The sequence below is a fragment of the Azospirillum sp. B21 genome (genome assembly GCF_008364825.1).
In the GTDB taxonomy this organism is placed as follows: Bacteria; Pseudomonadota; Alphaproteobacteria; order Azospirillales; family Azospirillaceae; genus Azospirillum.
Genome location: NZ_VTTO01000002.1, coordinates 1 through 21,848, shown reverse-complemented (window position 1 = coordinate 21,848; position 21,848 = coordinate 1). Strand labels below are relative to the sequence as shown.

Below are 21,848 nucleotides of genomic sequence, written 5' to 3'. Positions count from 1 at the left end.
GGCCGACGCCATGGGCAATTTCACCGACATCTTCATCCGCCGGCCCATTCTGTCCGTCGTGGTCAGCCTGCTGATCCTGCTGGTCGGGGCCCGCGCGATGCTGGAGCTGCCGATCCGGCAGTATCCGCAGTTGCAGAACACGGTCATCACCGTGACCACCAGCTATCCCGGCGCCTCGCCCGAACTGATGCAGGGCTTCATCGCCACGCCGATCGAACAGGCGGTGTCCTCGGCCGAGGGGCTCGACTACCTGACCTCCTCCTCCACCCAGGGGCAGAGCGTCGTCACCGCCTATGTCCGGCTGAACTTCGATCCCAACGTCGCGATGACCGACGTGATGGCGAAGGTACAGCAGGTGAAATACCAGCTCCCGCGCGAGGCCAACGACCCGGTCATCCTGAAATCGACCGGCGAGACGACCTCGATCCTCTATATGGGCTTCTCCAGTCCCGACCTGTCGGGGGCGGCGATCTCCGACTATCTGACCCGCGTCGTGCAGCCGGTGCTGTCCACGGTGGACGGCGTGGCGCGCGCCCAGATCCTGGGCGGCCAGACCTTCGCCATGCGCCTGTGGCTGGACCCGGTCAAGATGGCGGCGCGCGGCATCTCGCCCGCCGACGTGTCGGCCGCGGTCACCGCCAACAACTACCAGTCGGCGCCCGGCCAGACCAAGGGCGTCTTCGTCATCTCCAACGTCACCGCCAACACCGGCCTGACCGACGTCGAGCAGTTCCGCGACATGGTGGTGAAGGCCAAGGACGGGGCGCTGGTGCGCATGCGCGACATCGCCACGGTCGAGCTCAGCTCCCGCAGCTTCGACGCCAGCGTGGCGATGAACGGGCAGCAGGCGATCTTCATCGGCGTCGACGCCACCCCCACCGGCAACCCGCTGAACATCGTCGCCGACATCCGCAAGATGGAACCGGACCTGCGGCGCAACCTGCCGCCGGACATGAAGATGGAGATCGTCTATGACAGCACCCGCTTCATCCAGGCGTCCATCGACGAGGTGGTGAAGACGCTGCTCGAGGCGGTCGCCATCGTCATCGTCGTCATCTTCCTGTTCCTGGGGTCCTTCCGGTCGGTGTTGATCCCGATCGTCACCATTCCGCTGTCGATCATCGGCGCCGCCACCTTCATGCTGGCGATGGGATTCTCGCTGAACCTGCTGACGCTGCTGGCGATGGTGCTCGCCATCGGCCTCGTGGTGGACGACGCCATTGTGGTGGTGGAGAACATCCACCGGCATATCGAGCACGGAAAATCGGCGGTCGCCGCATCGCTGATCGGCGCGCGCGAGATCGTCGGGCCGGTCGTCTCCATGACGATCACGCTGGCGGCGGTCTATGCGCCCATCGGCCTGCTGGGCGGCCTGACCGGCGCGCTGTTCCGCGAGTTCGCCTTCACGCTCGCCGCGGCGGTGATCGTGTCGGGTGTGGTGGCGCTGACGCTGTCGCCGATGATGTGCTCTGTCATCCTCAAGGAGGGCGGGTCCCAGGGCCGTTTCGCCGCCTTCCTCGACCGCCGGTTCGAGAAGCTGGCGGATTGGTACGAGCGGCGGCTGCACGGCACGCTGGACTATCGGGCGGCCACGCTGCTGTTCGCGGTCGGCATCCTGGCCAGCGTCGGCTACCTGTTCGCCAATACCATGTCGGAACTGGCGCCGGAAGAGGACCAGGGCATCCTGTTCGGCATCTCCAAGGCGCCGCAATACGCCAACCTCGACTACATCGACAGCTTCGGGAAGCAGATCGACGAGACCTTCGCCAGCTTCCCCGAGACCGACACCCGCTTCGTCCTGACCGGCATGCCCACCCTGAACCAGGGCTTCGCCGGCATGATCCTGAAGCCCTGGGACGAGCGCGAACGGTCGGCCAAGGAACTGCAGCCGCTGGCCCAGGCGGAGCTGAGCAAGGTGACCGGCATCAACGTGTTCCTGGTGTCGCCCCCTGCCCTGCCCGGCTCCACCGGCGGCCTTCCGGTGCAGATGGTGATCTCCAGCCCCGGCGATTACCGGACGATCTACGACGCCATCGAGCGGATCAAGGACGCCGCCACCAAGAGCGGCATGTTCATCATCACCGACAGCGACCTGCAATATGACAGCCCGGTCGTCCGGCTGAAGATCGACCGCGCCAAGGCGGCCGACCTCGGCCTGACCATGCAGTCAGTGTCGAGCACGCTGTCGGTGCTGGTCGGCGGCAACTACGTCAACCGCTTCAACCTGAACGGCCGCTCCTACGAGGTCATCCCGCAGGTGCCGCGGGCCGACCGCCTGACGCCGGAATCGCTGACCGGCTATTACGTCACCTCAGGTTCCGGCGCCCAGATCCCGCTGTCCACCGTGGTGTCGGTGGAAACGGCGGTGGAGCCCAACGCGCTGAACAAGTACAACCAGCTCCCCTCGGCCACCTTCTCCGCCGTGCCGATGCCGGGTGTCTCCATGGGGCAGGTCGTCGACTTCCTGGAGGAGCAGGCGCGCATCAACCTGCCGGCCGGCTTCAACCACGCCTATTTGTCGGAATCGCGGCAGTTCGTGACCGAGGGCAGCCAGCTGATGGTCACCTTCGCCTTCGCGCTGGTCGTCATCTATCTGGTGCTGGCGGCGCAGTTCGAATCGCTGCGCGACCCGCTGGTGATCCTGGTGTCGGTGCCGATGTCGATCTGCGGCGCGCTGCTGCCGCTGTTCTTCGGTCTCGCCACCATGAACATCTACACCCAGGTGGGTCTGGTGACGCTGATCGGCCTGATCTCCAAGCACGGCATCCTGCTGGTGGAGTTCGCCCGCGAGATGCAGCTGAACGAAGGCGTGGACCGCCGCACGGCGATCGAGCACGCGGCCCGCGTCCGCCTGCGCCCGATCCTGATGACCACCGCAGCGATGGTGGTCGGCCTGCTGCCGCTGCTGACCGCGGCGGGTGCCGGTGCGGCCAGCCGCTTCTCCATCGGCCTCGTCATCGTGGCCGGCATGCTGATCGGCACGCTGTTCACGCTGTTCGTTCTGCCGGCGGTCTACACTCTGCTGGCCAAGGACCACTACGCCGCCTCGCGCTCCACCCGCGCGGAGGAGCTGCGCAGCATGACCTGACGCACCGTCGGTCTGCAGTGCGGGCAAAAGAAAGGCCCCTCCCCGACCGGGAGGGGCCTTTTTCCTTTTGCCGTCCAGTTGATCCGGAGCGCGAAAACGGCCTACTGGACGCTAAGTAGAAGATCATCAGAGAACATCGGCAAGAATCGTAAGGGGTAACTATAAGACTGTTGCGGAAATGATCGTCTATTGTGTTTAATAAACTTTCGTATGTATTTGCCATTGATCTCAGGAATGTAACAGAATTTACCACCTATTCGATGAATCCAGGAAAAATGCCTCACCAATGCCCCAGCCGTCCGACCATCGTGGCGCCGCATCGCAACCGCTAAGGATACGGATCAATGGCCACGACCTCCGGGAACTCGACCATCATCGTGACCGCCGAAGGCACCGAACAGGCGCACTTCAACCTGCTGGTGGACGGCAAGAAGATCGGTGATGGCACCACGGGTGCCACGGCCAAGGACTTCGTCTTCAAGACGGATCTCGCAGAGGACCAGGCCCACAAGGTGCAGGTCCAGTACGACAACGACGGATATGTGAACGGCAAGGACCGCAACCTGATCGTCAACGAGATCACGATCAACGGCAAGTCGGTCCTGCCGACCGACGACATCGTCACCTACGACAAGGGCGCGCTGGACGGCCGCGACGTGGTCGATGGGCAGGATGGCCTGTGGTGGAACGGCGCGTTGGTCGTGAACGCCGGCAAGACCTATTTCGCCGGGGACGAGGTGGCGGCGCCCGCCGACCCCACGCCGGTGGAGCCGGCGCCCGTTCAGCCCGCACCCGCCCAGCCGACGCCCGCCCAGCCGACGCCCACTGAGCCGACGCCGACCGAGCCCACGCCCAGCGTGCCGAAGCCGAGCGGTCCCGGCTTCTACGTCGCCAAGAACGGCAACGACAGCTGGTCGGGCAAGCTGGCCGCCCCCAATGCCGACGGCACCGACGGCCCCTTCGCCTCGCTGCAGAAGGCGCAATCCGCAATGCGGTCGAGCGATATCGACACGACCTATGTGCGCGGTGGTGACTATTATCCGAACAATCCGATCTGGCTGGACGGCCAGGATTCGGGCGTGACCTTCACCGGCTACGGCAACGAGAAGGCGGTGATCCACGGCAGCGCGCAGGCGTCCGTGTCGTTCGGCCTCGGCGGCGCCAAGGACGTGACCATCGAAGGCCTGACCTTCACCGGGGGCGTCGCCAACGGCCACTATGTCTTCGCCGACAACGCCGCCGGCCTGACCTTCGCCAACAACACCGTGTCGGGCGGCGGCTATGGCATCACGGTGCAGAACAGCGCCAATAGCCAGGTCGTCGGCAACCAGTTCGACCGCACCGGTGCCGAGGCCATCTTCGTCAAGGCCGGTTCCGACGCCACGGTGGTGTCCGACAATCTGATCAAGCATCCGAACGCTGCCGACCGCGGCGACGCCGGGATCTGGGTCAACGGCAGCTCCGACGTCAAGATCACCCACAACCAGATCGAGAGTTCGCCGGAGAAGGCCATCGCCGTCGGCTCGGTCCAGACGGACGGCAGCGACGCGACCTACCGCGCGACCATCGCCTTCAACAAGGTGATCGACGCCAACCTGGAATCGAACGACGGCGGCGGCATCTACTTGATCAACCGCCAGCAGGATCTGACCGATCACACCGTCGTCAACAACGACGTGTCCGGCACCACGGCCACCAACCCCTCGGGCAGCGTTGCGAGCTGGGGCATCTATCTCGACGACTGGACCAGCGGCGCCACGGTGAAGGGCAACGTCGTCCACGACAACATCGGCGGCGTGTTCCTGCATGGCGGATGGGAAAACACGGTCACCGAGAACATCATCGCCGGCAACAGCGGTGCCCAGATCGGCCTGCAGCAGCCCGTCGCCTGGGGCGGCTGGAAGGGCAAGGAGATGAGCGGCAACGACATCTCCGGTAATGTCGTCGACGTCAGCGAGGGCATGGCCGTCCACATCTACGGTCCGGCCGGTGTCGGCAACATCCACAACAACTTCTACAGCAACCTCGACGCGTCCAAGGATCTCTTCGACGTCTGGCCGCAGGTGATGGCCGGCGGCGGCAAGGGCAATCTGGCGGAGTGGCACGCCGCCGGGTACGACAAGGGCTCCGTCACGCTGAACCCGGGCTTCGTCAATCCGGGTGCGGACGACTTCAGCCTGGCGGCGAACTCGCCCGTCTATGGGCAGGGCTTCGACCACATCCCGTACGACGACATCGGATTGCTGGGCTGATCGGCCCATCCGCTCGAACCACCTGACTTGAAAGCGGGCCGCCCGGCGTCGGGCGGCCCGTTCTTGTTCGTGGCGACCGCCCGCAGCCCCTGCCCACGCCCCTCCGCCGTAACCGAAATGCCGCCGCCGGTGTTACCTGACCGGTGACGCGGGAATTGGGGGGCGGTGATGGAGCATCTGCGGCGGTGGTGGGCGATTGTCGTCGACGCGGCCTATGGCTGGATCAATGACGATGCGATGAGCATGGCCGCGTCCATCGCCTTCTACACCATCTTCTCACTGGCGCCGCTGGCGATCCTGGTGATCGCGCTGGCCGGGCTGGTCTTCGGCGACGAGGCGGCACGGGGGGCGCTGGTCGACCAACTGTCGGCCCTGGTCGGGCGGGAGGCCGGCCAGACCCTGCAGGACCTGATCGCGCGGGCCGGCGCGCGGGAAACCGGCTTGGTCGCGAGCATCATCGGCATCGGCACCATCATCGTCGGCGCCACCACCGTCTTCGTCGAGCTGCAGACCGCGCTGAACCGCATCTGGAAAGTGGCGGCACCGCAGGAATCGACCATCACATGGCTGGTGCGGGTACGGCTGAAAGCGCTGGCGCTGATCGGGGCGATCGGGTTCCTGCTGATCGTCTCGCTGGTGGTCAGCGCCGCCCTGGCGGCGGTCGGCACCTGGGCTACCGGGTGGGCCGCCGGCTATCTGCCGGCGATGCCGTCGCTGTTGTGGCTGTTCGACATGGTGGTCTCCTGGACGGTGCTGACCGGGCTGTTCGCGATGATCTACCGGATCCTGCCGGACACGCGCATCCGCTGGACCGACGTGTGGCTGGGGGCTGCGGTCAACGCCTTCCTGTTTGCGGTGGGCAAGTTCCTGATCGGTTTCTACATCGCCACGAGCGGGGTGGTAACGGTCTATGGCGCGGCCGGATCCTTCGTGCTGATCCTGCTGTGGGTCTATTACTCGGCCGTCATCTTCCTGTTCGGAGCGGAACTGACACGCGCCTATTCGGAGCGCAAGGGCAGCCGGTCGCATCATCCGCCTTCAATCGACCGCCCCGCTACCGAAGGTTCCTCTACCGGCCGCAGCAGCCCCGCCCCAGCGTCATCAGGATCTGCCGTGCCTTGAAGGCTTGGCGGTCGAGCGGCGGCTCGTCCGGGGCGAAGCGGGCCTGGGCCTCGCGGTAGCGCTCGTAGGAATCATCGTTGAACAGCCGGCGCAGGTTGGCCAGCGCCTTGCGCAGCGGCGTGGGGCAGGGGGCGGATTGGGTGGACATGGCTGGGTCTCCGGGATGCTGTCCGGCACTGTGGGACGTCCCACACTAGCGCGGCGCCGTTGCGCAATGGGCCGATTCCCGGCGAACGGCGGCATCCTGGCGCCGAGCGGCGCTATGGCGACTTGAGCGGCGCCGCTCGCCCCCTGCCGGCTGCCGCTCGGCACGTCCTGACTGCCGCTCGCGGCATTCCACCCCACGGGTTCGAGGTGGCGGCGTAGACCGATGGCACGTCCTTTTCAGGAGAGCCGTCATGGATCACGCACTAACCTTTGTGATCGCGACACTCTGCATCCTTACGCTCTGCTACCGCTTCTACGGCGTGTTCTTCGTGCGCAAGGTTCTTCGTGCCGACGATTCTGAAGTCACCCCGTCCCACATCCTGGCCGACGGCAAGAACTATGTGCCCACCAAGAAGTGGGTGAATGCCGGCCAGCATTTCGCCGCCATCGCCGCCGCCGGCCCGCTGGTCGGTCCGGTGCTGGCCGCCCAGTTCGGTTATCTGCCGAGCTTCCTGTGGCTGCTGATCGGCTGCGTCATCGGCGGCGCGGTGCACGACACGGTCGTGCTGTTCGCCTCGATGAAGCACAAGGGCCAGTCACTGTCCGAAGTCGCCAAGGCCGAACTTGGCCCGGTGGCCGGCTGGTGCACCGGTCTGGCAATGCTGTTCATCATCACCATCACCATGGCCGGCCTGTCGATGGTCGTGGTCCATGCGCTGGAGCGCAACGCCTGGGGCGCCTTCGCGGTGTTCATGACGATCCCGATCGCCATCGCGCTGGGCCTGTATGAGAAGGTCACCGGCTCGTCCAAGGGCGCGACCCAGGTCGGCATCGCCGCCATCGCCGCCTCGGTCTTCGCCGGCCCCTACATCCAGGGCACGCTGCTGGGCGAGTGGCTGACGCTGCATGCCGAGACCGTTGCCATCATCCTGCCCATCTATGCCTTCTTCGCCACCGCCCTGCCCGTGTGGCTGCTGCTGACGCCGCGCGGCTATCTGTCCAGCTTCATGAAGGTCGGTGTGTTCGGCGCGCTGGTCGTCGGCGTCGTCTTCATCAATCCGGAAATCCGCTTCCCCGCCCTGACCGACTTCATCCATGGCGGCGGCCCGGTGCTGAACGGCCCGGTCTGGCCCTTCATCTCCATCACCATCGCCTGCGGCGCCATCTCCGGCTTCCATGCCTTCATCGGGTCGGGCACCACGCCCAAGCTGATCGACAAGTGGAGCGACATCCGTCCGGTGGCCTTCGGCGGCATGCTGGCGGAATGCCTGGTCGGCGTCATGGCGCTGATCGCCGCGACCGCGCTGCATCCGGCCGATTACTTCGCCATCAACTCTTCGCCGGCCGCCTTCAAGGCCCTGGGCATGACCGTCGTCGACCTGCCGCGACTGAGCCAGGAAATCGGCCTCGACCTCTACGGTCGCACCGGCGGCGCGGTAACGCTGGCGGTCGGCATGACCGAGATCTTCACCCGCGTTCCGTGGTTCAACAGCCTCGCCTCCTACTTCTTCCAGTTCGTCGTGATGTTCGAGGCGGTGTTCATTCTGACCGCCGTGGACAGCGGCACCCGCGTCGCCCGTTACCTGATCCAGGACCTTCTGGGCGACGTCTATGCCCCGATGAAGCGGCTGGACTGGGTCCCCGGTTCGATCATCGCCAGCGTCATCGCCTGCGTGGCCTGGGGGTATCTGCTGACCTCGGGTGACATCAACTCGGTCTGGGCCCTGTTCGGCGTGTCGAACCAGCTGATGGCCTCGGTCGGCCTCATCATCGGCGCCACCATCATCCTGCGGCTGGCGCAGAAGCGGATCTACATGCTGACCTGCCTGGTTCCGCTGGCCTACCTGTTCGTCACGGTGAACGTCGCCGGCTACTGGATGATCGCCAACGTCTACCTGAACAAGGCTGCCAAGGGCTACAACCCCTTCAACGCCGGCATCTCCATCATCATGCTGACGCTGGGCTTCGTGATCCTGATCGCCGCCCTGAAGAAGTGGAAGGAACTGTTCCAGGCCCGCGCCCTGGAGGTCCCGATGGTCGCCACCCCGGCCGAATGAGGATACTCTCCTGACAAACGAAACGGGCCATGTGGGACGTCCCACATGGCCCGTTTCGTTTTCGGTGTTCCGCGACGATGTGGGACGTCTCACGTCCCACCGGCTTCCCGGTCAGGCGGCGGCGCGCACCTGGGCGAGGGGAGCGATGCGGGCCAGGACCGCCGGCTCGATCGCCACCTGCAGATGGGCGTGGCTGTCGTCGTCGCGGCGGCCGATCACCTCGCCATGGGCGTAGAGCCAGGCGATGGTCGCCCCGTCGCCATGCTCCACATCCAGCTCCACCAGCTCGCGGCCGGCGGTCATCCGGTCGTCGAGGATGCGGAACAGCGTGTCCAGCCGGTCCCCCGTCGCCGCCGAAACGGCGCAGGCGTTGCCGGAGCGTTCGGCGCGGGCGAGCACGGCGTCGAGTTCAGCCCCGTCCAGCAGGTCGATCTTGTTGGAAACCTCCACCACCCGGGGGTCACGCTCCGGATCGATGCCGAGATCGGTCAGGATCGCCTCCACGTCGGCCTTCTGGGCCTCGGTATCGGGATGGGCGATGTCGCGGACATGCAGAATGATGTCGGCCGACTGCACCTCTTCCAGTGTGGCGCGGAAGGCCGCGACCAGATGGGTCGGCAGGTCGGAGATGAAACCGACCGTGTCGGACAGGATCACCTTGCGGCCCGACGGCAGCACCACCTGACGCATGGTCGGATCGAGCGTTGCGAACAGCAGGTTCTTGGCGAACACGTCGGCACCGGCCATCCGGTTGAACAGGGTGGACTTGCCGGCGTTGGTGTAGCCGACCAGCGCCACCACGGGGTAGGGCACCTTGGCGCGCGCCTTGCGGTGCAGGCCGCGGGTGCGGCGGACATCGTCCAGTTCCCGCTTGATCCTGACGATGCGGTTGCCGATCAGGCGCCGGTCGATTTCCAACTGCGAGTCACCGGGACCACCGAGGAAGCCGAAGCCGCCGCGCTGGCGTTCAAGGTGGGTCCAGGACCGCACGAGCCGGGACTTCTGGTAGGTCAGCGATGCCAGTTCGACCTGAAGCTGGCCTTCGTAGGTGCGGGCGCGGGCACCGAAGATCTCCAGGATCAGGCCGGTGCGGTCGATCACCTTGGTCCCGAACGCCTTTTCCAGATTGCGTTGCTGCACCGGGGTCAGCGCATGGTCGACGATGACGAGGTCGATGCCCTCGCCCGCCACCCGCGCGTCGTCCAGCAGCTTGGCATACTGCTCGATGGCGCCCCCGCCCAGCAGGGTGGCCGGGCGCGGCTGGTTGACCTTGACGACGGCGGCCTGCGCCACCTCAAGCTCGATGGCCGCCGCCAATCCCACCGCCTCTTCGAGCGAGGCTTCGGGGCTGCGGTCGGTCTCGGTCCCGCGGAGGACCGGATGGAGGACAAGAGCGCGGCCCAGGCTGGACCGCGGGGTTTCGAGGGTATTTGTGTCGGTGTGCGGATTCGTACCCATAGGGTTCCTTCGTCGGCCCGGCGCCGGATGCGCGGGCAGGCTGCAAAAATCCGGTATTCGACGCTGCCGGAGTGCGTGCATCGCCACAGGATGCAGATAGGAGAGGCCCTCTCCGACCCGGCCGGCGGCGCCCGATCGGGGGGGAGTCTGGCAGCCTGCTCTTCATCAGGCCGGAGAGGAAGGCGTCGGCATGCCCGAACAGGGGGGCGCCGAACTGGAGAACTTAGATCAAGGAGATCACCACAGTTGCCGTGGAGCCCGGGAATGGGATCGACACGGGGTATCCGACCAGGGTTGCGGGCCAGGATTTTGGGGAGGCTCGGCGTCACAGCCGACATCGCTCAAAATGAGGATTCTGTCGCTTGAAACAAGGGTGCCCGACCGATTTTTTCTGATCGCTCCGCAAGCTGGGCCGGTGCAGGCGCTTGCTCTGCCACAGCTTCGAATACAACTTTTACGGCGTGGGGTTCGACTGGCATGACGGCCTGCCGGGTCGGACCTTGATCGCCGTCACAGGAATCGCCGTCGCCGTGCCGTCGCTCACCGGTGTTTGGCTCTGATGGGCGAAACGGCGGGCGCGCAGCCGGGGGCGGCACCTTCGGCCATTGTGCTCCCGACCGTTCGGACAGGTCGAGCACAGCCATTCGTTGCCGATTCCGCACGGAGAGCTAGTCGGCTTTTTTGAGCCGTGACATTGTTCGCGGTTGGAATAATTTCAAGGTGTCACGTCAGTGTCCGAATAGTTTAGACCTCTCCGCTGGAGACGCGAGCATGCTGCAGGTTGTCTTCCGAAGTCAATTGACGACGCTGCTTTCCTACCTCGACATCCAGCGGTTATGCCTTGCGGCGGCGAGGAACAACAGGAAAGCCTCTATCACCGGTTTCATGGTCGAATGCGGAGGCGTGTTCCTTCAGTCGCTCGAAGGACAGGTCTGCGATGTCAGCGAAACACTTGACCGCATCTACAGGGACTCGCGTCACGATCACATCGAGATCGTTTATTCCGAGCAGGATGTTCCCCGGCGGCGGTTCGGAGTCTGGGCCATGAATGTGATGTTCTTGGACGACGACATATTCTGGACGAAGGTGTTCGGATCGGGATACTCCTGCGACGAGATGCTGTCCCAACCCATGGAACCCGCTTTTGCCATTGGGGTTCTTGCAATGGCTTACCGCCATGCCTGCTCGGTAGTCGGCATGGACCCGGCAGCCACCGGAAACAGGCTGGGCCGGATCCCGCGGATCCGTCACATGATCAGGCGGTAAGCCGGAACCTACACCAAGCTCCAGGCCTTGCCCCCGGCCACCAGAACGACGACGGCCAGCAGCGACAGGATCGTCGCCAGCCCGATCGGCAGGGCGCGGCGGTAGATGGCGCCTTCCGCCTGCTGCAGCCCGACAAGGCCGGCGGCGAGCACGATGCGGCCGGGGGTCAGCATGGTGCAGATGCTCCCAGAAACGGTCTGGATCGCCGCGGTCAGCATCGGCGGCAGGCCGCTTTCGGCGGCGAGGCTCAATTGGATGTGCATCATCAGGGCGTTGGACGCGGTGTTGGAGCCGGTCAGCATGCCGGCGGCACCGCCGAAAACCGGGGTCGCCAGCACGGCGAAGCGCCCGGCGACCTCGCGCCACGCCTGTCCGAACATCGCCGCACCGCCGGACGCGGCCATGAAGGCGGCGAATTCGACGAAGACCAGCGTGGCGGCCATCGGCACCAATGCCGCGCGAAGGGAGCCGCGGACCACCTCGCCAGCTTTGGAAGCCGGCAGTCCGGCCAGCAGGATGGCGGCGATCACCACCAGCCATGTCGCGGGATGGCGCAGCAGGGCCAGCGGGGCCAGCCCGCCGAACGGGTCGAGCACCAGCCAGCGGCCTGTCCAATCCGACAGCGGCGGCAGCAGCCGCGTCGCCATCAGCGCGGCGATCAGCAGCACATAGGGCCACAACCGCTCCATCAGCCCCGCCATCGCCACTCGGGGCCCGGCGTCGCTGCGCAGCAGGCGCGGTCCCTCCACCAGCACCAAGAGGACGCCCGTCGCCAGCCCGCCGCCGAGTTCCGGGGCGACGAAGCGGTTGGTCAGCCAGATCAGCCCGGCCAGACAGAGCAGGAGGGCCACATCGGTCGTCCGGTCGCGCAGGGTGGAGCGCAGGCCGCAGCCGTGGATCAGTCCCCAGAATACCGGCAGCAGGCAGGGCAGCACGACCGCCATCAGCAGGGCGCTGGCCGTCCCGAGTTCGGTGAAGGTCACGCCGATCAACTCGGCGCCGACCCGCGTGCCGACTCCCATGGCGCCCCAGGCCGCCAGCACCTGACTGAACAGGCCGAGGGCGGCGGCCTGCACCGGCGGCAGCCCCATATGGCGCAGCATGGCGAGGGCCACAACCAGACCGACGCCGAATCCCGTCACCGACTCCGCAAAGGGGCCGACCAGGAAGCAGGCGACGAAGACGGCGCGCCGGCGATTCTCCTGCGCGATTGCGGCGGCGGGGATTCCGCGGGCTTCGTAAGCGCGGTGGAACAGCAGGCCGGCGGCGATGATCGACATGGCATGCCACGCCAGCCATGCCCCTTCGCCCGCCTTGACCGCCGCCATGGTCAGCGCCTCCATATTCAGCACGGACATGTCCGGCATCCCGGCGAGCGGCGCCTGCGCCACGATCATCGTCACGAACGCCAGCGTCATGCCGGCCAGCCCGGCCGTCAGCAGGCTGACGCGGCGGGAGGCGAGGAGCAGGATCGTGCCGAGGAGCGGCATCATGTGGAAGGCCAGGGTCATGATCGGACGGGAGGGTTCCGGAAGGGGAGGGCCGGCACTGACGGCGGCTGTCACCTCGGGATACTAGTATATTGCTTAAGCTGCAACCTTGCCGGGCCTCGGCGGGCAGGGGGGATGGTATGCGCAGAGGTATGGGTGCCGGGAGCGGCTTACCCTCTCGAAAGCCGCTTCTCCAGCTCCACCAGCAGGAACAGCAGGGCTCCGGCGGCGATCATGGCTGCCCAGGCGGCGGCGTCGATGGGGGCGGTGCCGAACAGGGATTGCAGCGGCGGGGCGTAGGTGAAGGCCAACTGCAGGACGGTCATCAGCGCGATGGACAGCCAGACGGGCCGGCTGCCTGCGATGCCCGCCAGCAGGCCGGCGTGGCTGTGCAGGCCGCGGGCGTTCAGCAGGAAGAAGATCTCTCCCACCACCAGGGCGTTGACGGCCATGGTGCGCGCCACTTCGATCCCGCCGCCCTGCATCCGCTGGACATAGAAGAAGCCGAAACTGGCGGCCACCAGCAGGACCAGCGCCACCAGCATCCGGCGGATCAGCAGGCCGGACAGGATCGGCTCGTCGCGCGGGCGGGGAGGGCGGGCCATGACTCCCGGCTCCGGCGCTTCGAAGGCCAACGCCAGCCCCAGCGTCACCGCCGTCACCATGTTGACCCACAGGATCTGCACCGGCGTGATCGGCAGGATGGTGCCGGACAGAACAGCCGCCAGGATCACCGCCGCCTGGGCTCCGTTGGTCGGCAGCATGAACAGGATCGTCTTGCGCAGATTGTCGTAGACGGTGCGCCCCTCCTCCACCGCGTGGACGATGGAGGCGAAGTTGTCGTCGGCCAGCACCATCGCCGCCGCCTCCTTCGCCGCCTCGGTGCCGTTGCGGCCCATGGCGACGCCGACGTCTGCGCGCTTCAGCGCCGGGGCGTCGTTGACGCCGTCGCCGGTCATGGCGATTGTCCCGCCGTCTGCCTGGAGCGCCGCGATCAGGCGCAGCTTGTGCTCCGGCGTGGTGCGGGCGAAGACGCTGTTGGCGCGGGCGGCGGCGGCAAAGCCGGCCTCGTCCATGCGGTCCAGCTCCGGCCCGCTGGTGACGCCGTCCGGCAGGCCGAAGGTCCGGCCGATGGCGGCGGCGGTGGCGGCATGGTCGCCGGTGATCATCTTCACCACGATCCCGGCCTGACGGCAGGCGGCGACGGCTGCCAAGGCCTCCGCCCGCGGCGGGTCGATCAGGCCGCACAGCCCCAGCAGTTCCAGACCCTCGTCCGCGAGATCGTCGACGATCAGTTCCGAAAGGTCGATGGAGGTGCGGCGCATCGCCAGCGCCAGAACACGCTGCCCCTGGCCGGCAAGATCGGCGGTCAGCGCGGACCAGAGCGCCCGGTCCAGCGGAACGCTGCCGCCGGCCCGCCGCTCGCGTTCGCACAGCGCCAGCACGCGTTCCGGCGCGCCCTTGACCACCAGGATGCCGTGGCCGGCATGGTCGTGATGCAGGGTCGCCATGAACTGGCGTTCGGATTCGAAGGGAATGGCGTCGCGACGCGGGCATCGGCCCAGTTCGCCGCCCGGCTCCAGCCCCGTCTTCATCGCCAGCGCCAGCAGCGCGCCGTCGGTCGGGTCACCAGCCAGCAGCCAGTCGCCGCCGGCATTGCGGTGCAGGTCGGCGTCGTTGCACAGCAGGGCGGCGCGGGCCAGATCCAGCAGCACCGGCTCGCGGGCCGGGTCGGCGAGCCGGCCATCGCGGCTGAATTCCCCCTCCGGCGCATAGCCGCTGCCGCCGACGCGATAGGTGCCGTCGGCCGTCACCACCCATTGCACCAGCAACTCGTTGCGGGTCAGGGTGCCGGTCTTGTCGGTGCAGATGGTGCCGACGGAGCCGAGAGTCTCCACCGCCGGCAGATGGCGGATGATGGCGTTGCGCTTGGCCATGCGGGTTACGCCCACCGCCAGCGTGATGGTCATCACCGCCGGCAGCCCTTCCGGGATCGCCGCCACCGCCAGCCCGACCGCCGCCAGCACCATGTCCTGCCACGGCTCGCCATGCACCAGCCGGCCGAAGGCGAAGGTGATCGCCGCCAGCATCAGGATTCCGCCGGTCAGCCAGCGGCCGAACCGCGCCATCTGCAGCAGCAGCGGGGTTTCCACCGACGCGACCGACGCCAGCAGATGGCCGATGCGTCCGATTTCCGTCCCGTCGCCGGTCGCCACCACGATGCCGGTGCCCTGGCCCTGGACCACCATCGTGCCGGCATAGGCCATGCCGAGGCGGTCGCCCAGAGCCGCATCGGCGGCAACGGGGAGGGAAGCCTTGGCGGCGGGGACGGACTCGCCCGTGAGCGCCGCCTCCTGCACCAGCAGCCCCTTCGTGCGCTCCAGCCGCAGGTCGGCCGGCACCCGGTCGCCCGAGGCGAGGAACACCCGGTCGCCCGGCACCAGTTCCTCCGCTGCCAGTGTCACGGCGTGGCCGTCGCGCATCACCACCGCCTGGGGCGACAGCATGTTGCGGATCGCCTCCAGCGCCTGTTCGGCCTTGCCCTCCTGGATATAGCCGATCAGCGCGTTGACCAGCACGACGCCGAAGATCACGCCTGCATCCGTCCAGTGCCGCATCAGCAGCGCCACCGCACCGGAGGCGAGCAGGACATAGATCAGCAGGTTGTGGAACTGCGCCAGGAAGCGTATCCAGGCCGTCCGCCGTTTCGGCGGGGTCAGCCGGTTGGGACCGAAGCGTTCCAGCCGTGCCGCGGCCTCCGCGCTGCTCAGCCCCTCGTCCGGGCTGCCGAGCCGGCCGGCGGCGTCGGCTGCGTCGAGCGCATGCCACGGGGTGTTGGCCGGCATTTGGGTGGGCGTTTGGGCGGTGGTGCCTGAATCGGCCAGCGGTGCCATGAAATGCCTCCCTGGTTGACTCCGTCATTAGAGCACCAAGCCGGGGAGGCGTCTTTAATCTGGCTCAATCATCGAACGGTCCGGTGTCTTAACTAAAGCCTGGGCCTGGCCGGCTCCCTTCGGCCAGTACCGTATCCAGCACGCCGACCAGATGTTCGATGCGGTAGGGCTTGGGCAGAACCATCACGCCGGTGGCGCGGGCCACCTCCTCGCTGTAGCCGGTCGCCAGCACCACCGGAAGGCCGGGGTAGAGGCGCTGCACGGTGCGCGCCAGATCGACGCCGCTCATGGTGCCGGGCATCACCACGTCGCTGAACAGCAGGTCGAACCGGCCAGCCGCGAGCAGCGGCAAGGCTTCGTCCGCGGTGGCGGCACGGGTGATGGTGAAGCCGGCATCCTCCAGCGCCGTGGCGACGGTCAGGGCGACGATCGGGTCATCCTCCACCACCAGCACATGGCCGCCGACGCGGGTGGCGCCGGCCGCCTTGGCCGCCGGCTCTGCCTCCGCCTGCGGGGCGGTGCCGGAGCGGCGGATCAGCAGGCCGATGGTGGTGCCGCGCCCCTCTTCGCTCTCGATCCATGCGGTGCCGCCGGAATGGCGGGCGAAGCCGTAGACCTGCGACAGGCCGAGCCCGCTGCCCTTGCCGATCTCTTTGGTGGTGAAGAAGGGATCGAAGGCGCGCGCCCTCACCTCGGCCGGCATGCCGGTGCCGGTGTCGCTGACCGTCAGCCGCACGAATTCGCCGGACAGCCCGTCGGGCGCCTGCGGGTCTCCCGGCTCCAGCGTCGCATTGTCCGCACGGATGGCCAGCACCCCGCCCTCCGGCATCGCATCGCGCGCATTGACCACGAGGTTCAGCAGGGCCAGTTCCAACTGCGTCGCATCGACCTCCACCGGCCACAACCCAGTGGTGAAGTCGATCTCCAGCCGGATGTCGGCGCGCAACGCCCGGTTCAACAGTTCCGACATGCCGAGCACGCGGTCGCGCAGATCGACCGTTTCCGGCCGCAGGGCCTGGCGGCGGGCGAAGGCCATCAGCTGCTGCACCAGCTTGGCGCCGCGGTCCACCGCCTGCCGGCCGGCATCGACCAGCGGCTGGATGCGCGTCCCCTCCGCCCGCTTCTCGATCATGTGCAGGCAGCCGGACAGGGCCTGGAGCAGGTTGTTGAAGTCATGGGCGACGCCACCGGTCATCTGGCCCAGCGCCTCGGTCTTCTGGGTCTGCAGCAGCGCCACCTGCACGCGCTCACGCTCGGCCACCTCCTCGGCGACGCGGGCCTCCAGCGTGGCATTGAGCTGCTGCAGCTCCTCCTCCGCCCGCTTGGCCTCGGTGACGTCGCTGCCCTCCACGAACAGGCCGGTGACCCGTCCCGCCTTGTCCTTGATCGGCTGGTAGACGAAGGTGAGATAACGTTCCTCCAGCGGTCCGTCCGGACGGCGCTGGAAGCGGATCGGCATGTTCCGCCCGACGAAGGTCTCGCCGGAGTTGTAGACGCGGTCGAGCAGTTCGAAGAAGCCCTGCCCCTCCACCTCCGGCAGGACCTCGCGGGCGGGGCGATCCACCACATCGCGCTTGCCGACGAGCTGAAGGTAGGTGTCGTTCGCCAATTCGAAGATATGCGTCGGCCCGCGCAGCACGCACATGAAGCCGGGCGCCTGCCGGAACAGGGTGCGCAGTCGCTCCCCCTCCGCCGCCAGCCGGGCGTTGGCCGCCTCCACCGCCGCACGTTCGCGCATCAGGGCCTGGTTGGCGGCGCGCAGAGCCGCTTCGGCCAGCGCGCGCTCCACCGCCGCCCAGGTCCGCTCCGCCACATCCTCCGCCAGGGCGGCGTCGGCCTGGGTCCAATGGCGCGGTTTTGCTTCGTGCAGATAGAGGATGGCGGTCAGCTGCCCGGCCTTCAGCAGCGGCACCACCAGAAGCGACCGCACCCCGATGCCGGCGAAGGCAGCCGCCGGTCCGCTTCCGGCGGTGCGCCGGTCGGTCGTCACATCGTCGACGCGCAGTGTGTATCCCGCCCGCAGTTCGGCCATCACGGCGGGGCCGAAGCTGTCGAGCGGCCGGGTCTCCCCGGACAGGCTGGCCATTCCGCTGTCGCTCCAGCCGCGCTCCACCAAGACCATGGTACCGGTGGGATCGATGCGGCCGTAGCCGGCCCGCGCCACCCCCAGATGGCGGCCGATCGCCTCCGCGGCGGCGGCGGTGACGCCGACCGGGTCGTTCAGCCCGCGCAGCCGCTCCGCCAGATCGAGCTGGAAGGTCAGCCGCCGTTCCGCCAGCACCCGCGCGGTGTTTTCGGTGCAGGCGCAGAACATGCCGGCGACGCGGTCGGTCTCGTCGCGCACCGGGCTGTAGGAGAAGGTGAAATAGGTCTCCTCCCGATAGCCGTGGCGTTCCATCACCAGCAGCCGGTCTTCGTGGTAGGTCGCCTCGCCGGCGAGGGCCCGCACCACCAGCGGGGACAGATCCTCCCAGATGTCGGCCCACACCTCGGCGAAGGGGCGGCCCAGCGCCTCCGGCTTGTCGCCCAGGATCGGCCGGTAGCTGTCGTTGTAGAGAAAGGTCAACTCCGGTCCCCAGACCGCGAACATCGGGAAGCAGGAGGTCAGCATCAGGTTGACGAGGGTGCGCAGCGACTGCGGCCAATCCTCGGCCCGGCCGAGCGGGGTGGCGGACCAGTCCATCGCCCGCATCCGCGCGCCCATCTCGCCGCCGCCGGTGAAGATGTCCGGCATGCCCCCCGGCATGCTCTGGTTCCCGATGCCTGCGCCGTCCATATCGCGGCTGGCGGCGTGGCGAAGCCGGGCCGCATCCGCCCAGACCCGATCGGCCATCATGCGCCGGACACCCCGGAGACGGTCACGGAGACGGTCATCCACAAGCCATTCACATCGGCCTGAGCCGGCCCCGGGCGCCGATGCCGAATGCTCCGACCAAAAATGTGGGATTTGTTCAGAATCATGGCGCGAGAATATTCAATCGTCCGAGGAGTGGCAATCCAGGTCCTCTAGCCATTTGGGAGTAGGTTTCTTGACTCGTCATGTCAGCGTGACATCAAGCCACCTGCCGATGTTGTCGAGATCATTGCAACTTCCATCGGTTTCTTGTGCTGTTCCGGCCATGTCGAGACGCAAGATCCCGATCCGGCTGCCTGATCCGGGGTGTCGAAGCGCGCTTCTCACTCGGCCGGGCGGCCGTTCCCTGCCATTTCGCCAGCCATCTCGTTTCTTCGGAGAAAGCCCTTGGGTCCGTTCGACCTCTCCGCGATCCTGCTGACCCTGGCAGCCGCCTTCGGCTTCATCAACTACCGCTGGCTGAAGCTGCCCAGCACCATCGCGCTGTTCCTCGAAGGGCTGGTCCTGGCCCTGCTGGTCAGCGGCGCCGACAGCGTGGCGGCATCATTCGGCATCGGCAACTGGCTGCGTCACCTGATCGGGCAGATCAGCCTGCCGGACATCCTGCTCGACGGCATCCTCAGCCTGCTGCTCTACGCCGCGGCGGTGAACGAGGATCTCTGCGCCCTGCTGAAGCGGAAATGGACGGTGCTGGCGCTGGCGACGCTCGGCGTTCTGATCTTCACCGCCCTGATGGGGGCCGGGCTGCACGTCATCTTCGGGCTGGTCGGCGTCGGCGTGCCGCTGATCTGGTGTCTGGTGCTGGGTGCGGCCATCGCGCCGACCGACCCGGTGGCGGTGCACGGCATCCTGGGACGGTTGCCGGTTCCCGAGACGCTTCGGTCGGTAATCTCGGGCGAAAGCCTGTTCAACGACGGCGTCGGAGTGGTGGTGTTCGCGACGCTGCTGCATCTCGCGACCGGCAGCGAACAGGATCTGACCGCGGGCGAGGTGGCCTTCGACTTTCTGAAAGAGGCGTTCGGTGGTGCGGCCCTCGGCTTTGCCGGCGGCTGGGTCGCGTATCAGGCGAAGCGGCGGGTCGATGAGAGCACGGTGGAACTGACGATCTCGCTGGCCCTGGCGCTGGGGACCTATTCGCTGGCCGGCCAGCTGGGCGTATCGGGCCCCATCGCGGTGGTGGTGGCGGGACTGCTGATCGGCTACACGAGCGCACGCCATGTCAGCAGCGACGAGAGCCGCCGCGACCTGCGCGTGGTGTGGGAGATGATCGACGCCGTGCTGAACGCCCTTCTGTTTCTTCTGGTGGGGCTGGAGGCGACCATGGGCATCTCCTGGACGGTGCCGGCCCTCCTGGCCGCGCTGTTGGCGATCCCGCTGTCCCTGGCGCGCGGCTGTTCAGCCTGACGCCCGCCCTGCTGATGCATATGGGGCGCACCGGCAAGACGAGTGCGCTGGTCATCCTGACCTGGGCGGGTCTGCGCGGCGGCATCGCGGTGGCGCTGGTGCTGTCCCTGCCGGAAGGCCCCTACCGCGATCCCATCCTGGCGGTCTGCTATGCCGCCGTCGCCTTCAGCATCCTGGTGCAGGGGCTGACGCTGGAGCCGATCGGTCGGCGGCTTTATGGCGGCAAAGGGGAAGGGGCGGAGCGGACGGGCGCCGGTTGATGCAAGGCAGCCGCGCGGGCATCGGCGTGGAACTCACCGCGTGACGACCATACCTTGGTTGTTAACCATTGGCCGCCCGGCGGTCTCCCATTACGGCCGCCCCTTACTACGGCCCACAGCATGGATTGCGCCATGATCCCCTTTTCCGTCCTCGACCTCAGCCCGATCGTGCAGGGGGCGACCGCCGCCGACAGCTTCCGCAACACGCTGGACCTTGCCCGTCATGCGGAGCGGTGGGGCTACAAGCGCTATTGGCTGGCCGAGCATCACAACATGCCGGGCATCGCCAGTGCCGCCACCGCCGTCGTCATCGCCCATGTCGCCGCCGGCACCTCGACCATCCGCGTGGGCTCGGGCGGGGTGATGCTGCCCAACCATGCGCCGCTGGTGGTGGCGGAGCAGTTCGGCACGCTGGAATCGCTCTACCCCGGCCGCATCGACCTCGGGCTCGGCCGCGCGCCGGGGACCGACATGATGACGGCCCGCGCGCTGCGCCGCGACATGACCGACAGCGGCGACCGCTTCCCGCAGGATGTGGTCGAGCTGCAGATGTATTTCGAGGAGCCGGAACCGAACCAGCGCATCTGTGCCGTGCCTGGGGCGGGGCTGAAGGTGCCGCTGTGGCTGCTGGGCTCCAGCCTGTTCAGTGCGCAGCTGGCGGCGATGCTGGGGTTGCCCTTCGCCTTCGCCTCGCACTTCGCGCCCGACATGCTGATGGAGGCGCTGGCGATCTACCGCGCCCGCTTCGAGCCGTCGGCGACGCTGGACAAGCCCTATGCCATGGTCGCCGTCAACCTGTTCGCCGCCGATACGGAGGCCGAGGCGCGGCGCATCTACTCCTCCGCCCAGCAGCAGTTCGCCAGCCTGCGCCGCGGCACGCCGGGCCAGCTGCCGCCGCCGGTGGACGACATCGAGGCATGGTGGAGCAGCCCGGCCGAGAAGATGATGGTGGAGCGCGCGCTCGGCACCATGGCCGCGGTCGGCACGCCGGATCAGGTGGCGGCCAAGCTGTCGGAGGTCATCCGCGCCACCCAGGCCGACGAGTTGATCCTGGCCGGCCAGATCTATGACCACGCCGCCCGTCTGCGCTCCTTCCAGATCGGATCGGAACTGCGCGAGCGGCTCGGCTGAAAAATCGACGGGGGTCGGAAAAAAGCGCTTGCGCCGGGTCGGTCGGTCGGCCTATACACCGCCTCCCGCGACGCGGCACGGTCGGCAAGACAGTGTTGCTTCAAGGGAAACAGAGGTCAGACCAAGTAACTGCCGAGCGCCTCGAAAAAAAGAGGTTGACAGTGAAAGTAAAGCCCTCTAGATAAAGCGAACAAGACGCGGCGCTGCGAACTGCAGGCGCCGCGGAATGGTTCGGGCGGCGCCGCCGAGGCGCTGCGGGTTCTTTGACAAGTTTATACCGTGTTGTGAGAAGGGATGCGCAGGCGGCGGCAGTTGGTAGCCGTTGCGGCCTTGGGGTGCTGGTTCTTACGGGGATCGGCACAATGAGGATCGTCTGTGCATCTTTTGAGCAGAGAAACTGTATCAGTATCGACGTTTCAGGAGAT

Annotated in this window: 13 protein-coding genes; 8 read left to right on the top strand and 5 right to left on the bottom strand. The window is 67.2% G+C overall.

Going from position 1 to position 21,848, the window contains the following annotated elements:
- Positions 1-10: 10 nt before the first annotated feature.
- The 3 genes from FZ983_RS04905 (at position 11) to FZ983_RS04895 (ending at position 6,462) form a co-directional block, all read left to right on the top strand.
- Positions 11-3,088 (top strand): multidrug efflux RND transporter permease subunit, encoded by a 3,078-nt coding sequence (locus FZ983_RS04905; protein ID WP_149222481.1) that lies wholly within the window; start codon positions 11-13, stop codon positions 3,086-3,088.
- A 344-nt stretch (positions 3,089-3,432) separates the two neighbouring features.
- Positions 3,433-5,340, top strand: a complete 1,908-nt coding sequence (locus FZ983_RS04900) for a carbohydrate-binding domain-containing protein (protein ID WP_149222480.1) — start codon at positions 3,433-3,435, stop codon at positions 5,338-5,340.
- 168 nt (positions 5,341-5,508) lie between these two features.
- Positions 5,509-6,462, top strand: a complete 954-nt coding sequence (locus tag FZ983_RS04895; protein WP_149223039.1) for a YihY/virulence factor BrkB family protein — start codon at positions 5,509-5,511, stop codon at positions 6,460-6,462.
- On the opposite strand, the gene FZ983_RS04890 is transcribed toward FZ983_RS04895, so the two are convergent.
- Positions 6,410-6,610, bottom strand: coding sequence for a hypothetical protein (locus FZ983_RS04890; protein ID WP_014250238.1), 201 nt, complete (start codon positions 6,608-6,610; stop codon positions 6,410-6,412). The genes FZ983_RS04895 and FZ983_RS04890 overlap by 53 nt on opposite strands.
- A gap of 250 nt (positions 6,611-6,860) precedes the next feature.
- Here FZ983_RS04890 and FZ983_RS04885 point away from each other — a divergent pair, with 250 nt between their 5' ends.
- Positions 6,861-8,666 carry a carbon starvation protein A gene (locus FZ983_RS04885; protein ID WP_149222479.1) on the top strand — a complete coding sequence of 602 codons (1,806 nt, stop codon included), beginning with the start codon at positions 6,861-6,863 and terminating at the stop codon, positions 8,664-8,666.
- A 111-nt stretch (positions 8,667-8,777) separates the two neighbouring features.
- Here FZ983_RS04885 and hflX read toward each other — a convergent pair whose 3' ends face one another.
- Positions 8,778-10,124: a GTPase HflX gene (gene hflX / locus FZ983_RS04880; protein WP_149222478.1), complete on the bottom strand. Its 1,347-nt coding sequence runs from the start codon at positions 10,122-10,124 to the stop codon at positions 8,778-8,780.
- A 771-nt stretch (positions 10,125-10,895) separates the two neighbouring features.
- On the opposite strand from hflX, the gene FZ983_RS04875 reads away from it, so the two are divergent.
- Complete coding sequence (locus tag FZ983_RS04875) at positions 10,896-11,390, top strand: BLUF domain-containing protein (protein WP_149222477.1); 495 nt, start codon at positions 10,896-10,898, stop codon at positions 11,388-11,390.
- An 8-nt stretch (positions 11,391-11,398) separates the two neighbouring features.
- Here the strand turns inward: FZ983_RS04875 and FZ983_RS04870 are convergent, their stop codons facing one another.
- The 3 genes from FZ983_RS04870 to FZ983_RS35010 all read right to left on the bottom strand — a co-directional run bounded on the left by FZ983_RS04870 (position 11,399) and on the right by FZ983_RS35010 (position 18,610).
- Entirely contained in the window at positions 11,399-12,901 is a 1,503-nt protein-coding gene (locus FZ983_RS04870) for an L-lactate permease (protein ID WP_149222476.1), read from the bottom strand.
- A gap of 149 nt (positions 12,902-13,050) precedes the next feature.
- Positions 13,051-15,774 carry an HAD-IC family P-type ATPase gene (locus tag FZ983_RS04865; RefSeq protein WP_149222475.1) on the bottom strand — a complete coding sequence of 908 codons (2,724 nt, stop codon included), beginning with the start codon at positions 15,772-15,774 and terminating at the stop codon, positions 13,051-13,053.
- 88 nt (positions 15,775-15,862) lie between these two features.
- Positions 15,863-18,610 carry an ATP-binding protein gene (locus tag FZ983_RS35010; RefSeq protein WP_149222474.1) on the bottom strand — a complete coding sequence of 916 codons (2,748 nt, stop codon included), beginning with the start codon at positions 18,608-18,610 and terminating at the stop codon, positions 15,863-15,865.
- A gap of 405 nt (positions 18,611-19,015) precedes the next feature.
- Here FZ983_RS35010 and FZ983_RS04855 point away from each other — a divergent pair, with 405 nt between their 5' ends.
- The 3 genes from FZ983_RS04855 to FZ983_RS04850 all read left to right on the top strand — a co-directional run bounded on the left by FZ983_RS04855 (position 19,016) and on the right by FZ983_RS04850 (position 21,423).
- Entirely contained in the window at positions 19,016-20,032 is a 1,017-nt protein-coding gene (locus FZ983_RS04855; RefSeq protein ID WP_247883587.1) for a cation:proton antiporter, read from the top strand.
- A 14-nt stretch (positions 20,033-20,046) separates the two neighbouring features.
- Positions 20,047-20,292 (top strand): hypothetical protein, encoded by a 246-nt coding sequence (locus tag FZ983_RS34630; protein ID WP_247883586.1) that lies wholly within the window; start codon positions 20,047-20,049, stop codon positions 20,290-20,292.
- A 132-nt stretch (positions 20,293-20,424) separates the two neighbouring features.
- Positions 20,425-21,423, top strand: a complete 999-nt coding sequence (locus FZ983_RS04850; RefSeq protein WP_149222473.1) for an LLM class flavin-dependent oxidoreductase — start codon at positions 20,425-20,427, stop codon at positions 21,421-21,423.
- Positions 21,424-21,848 lie beyond the last annotated feature (425 nt).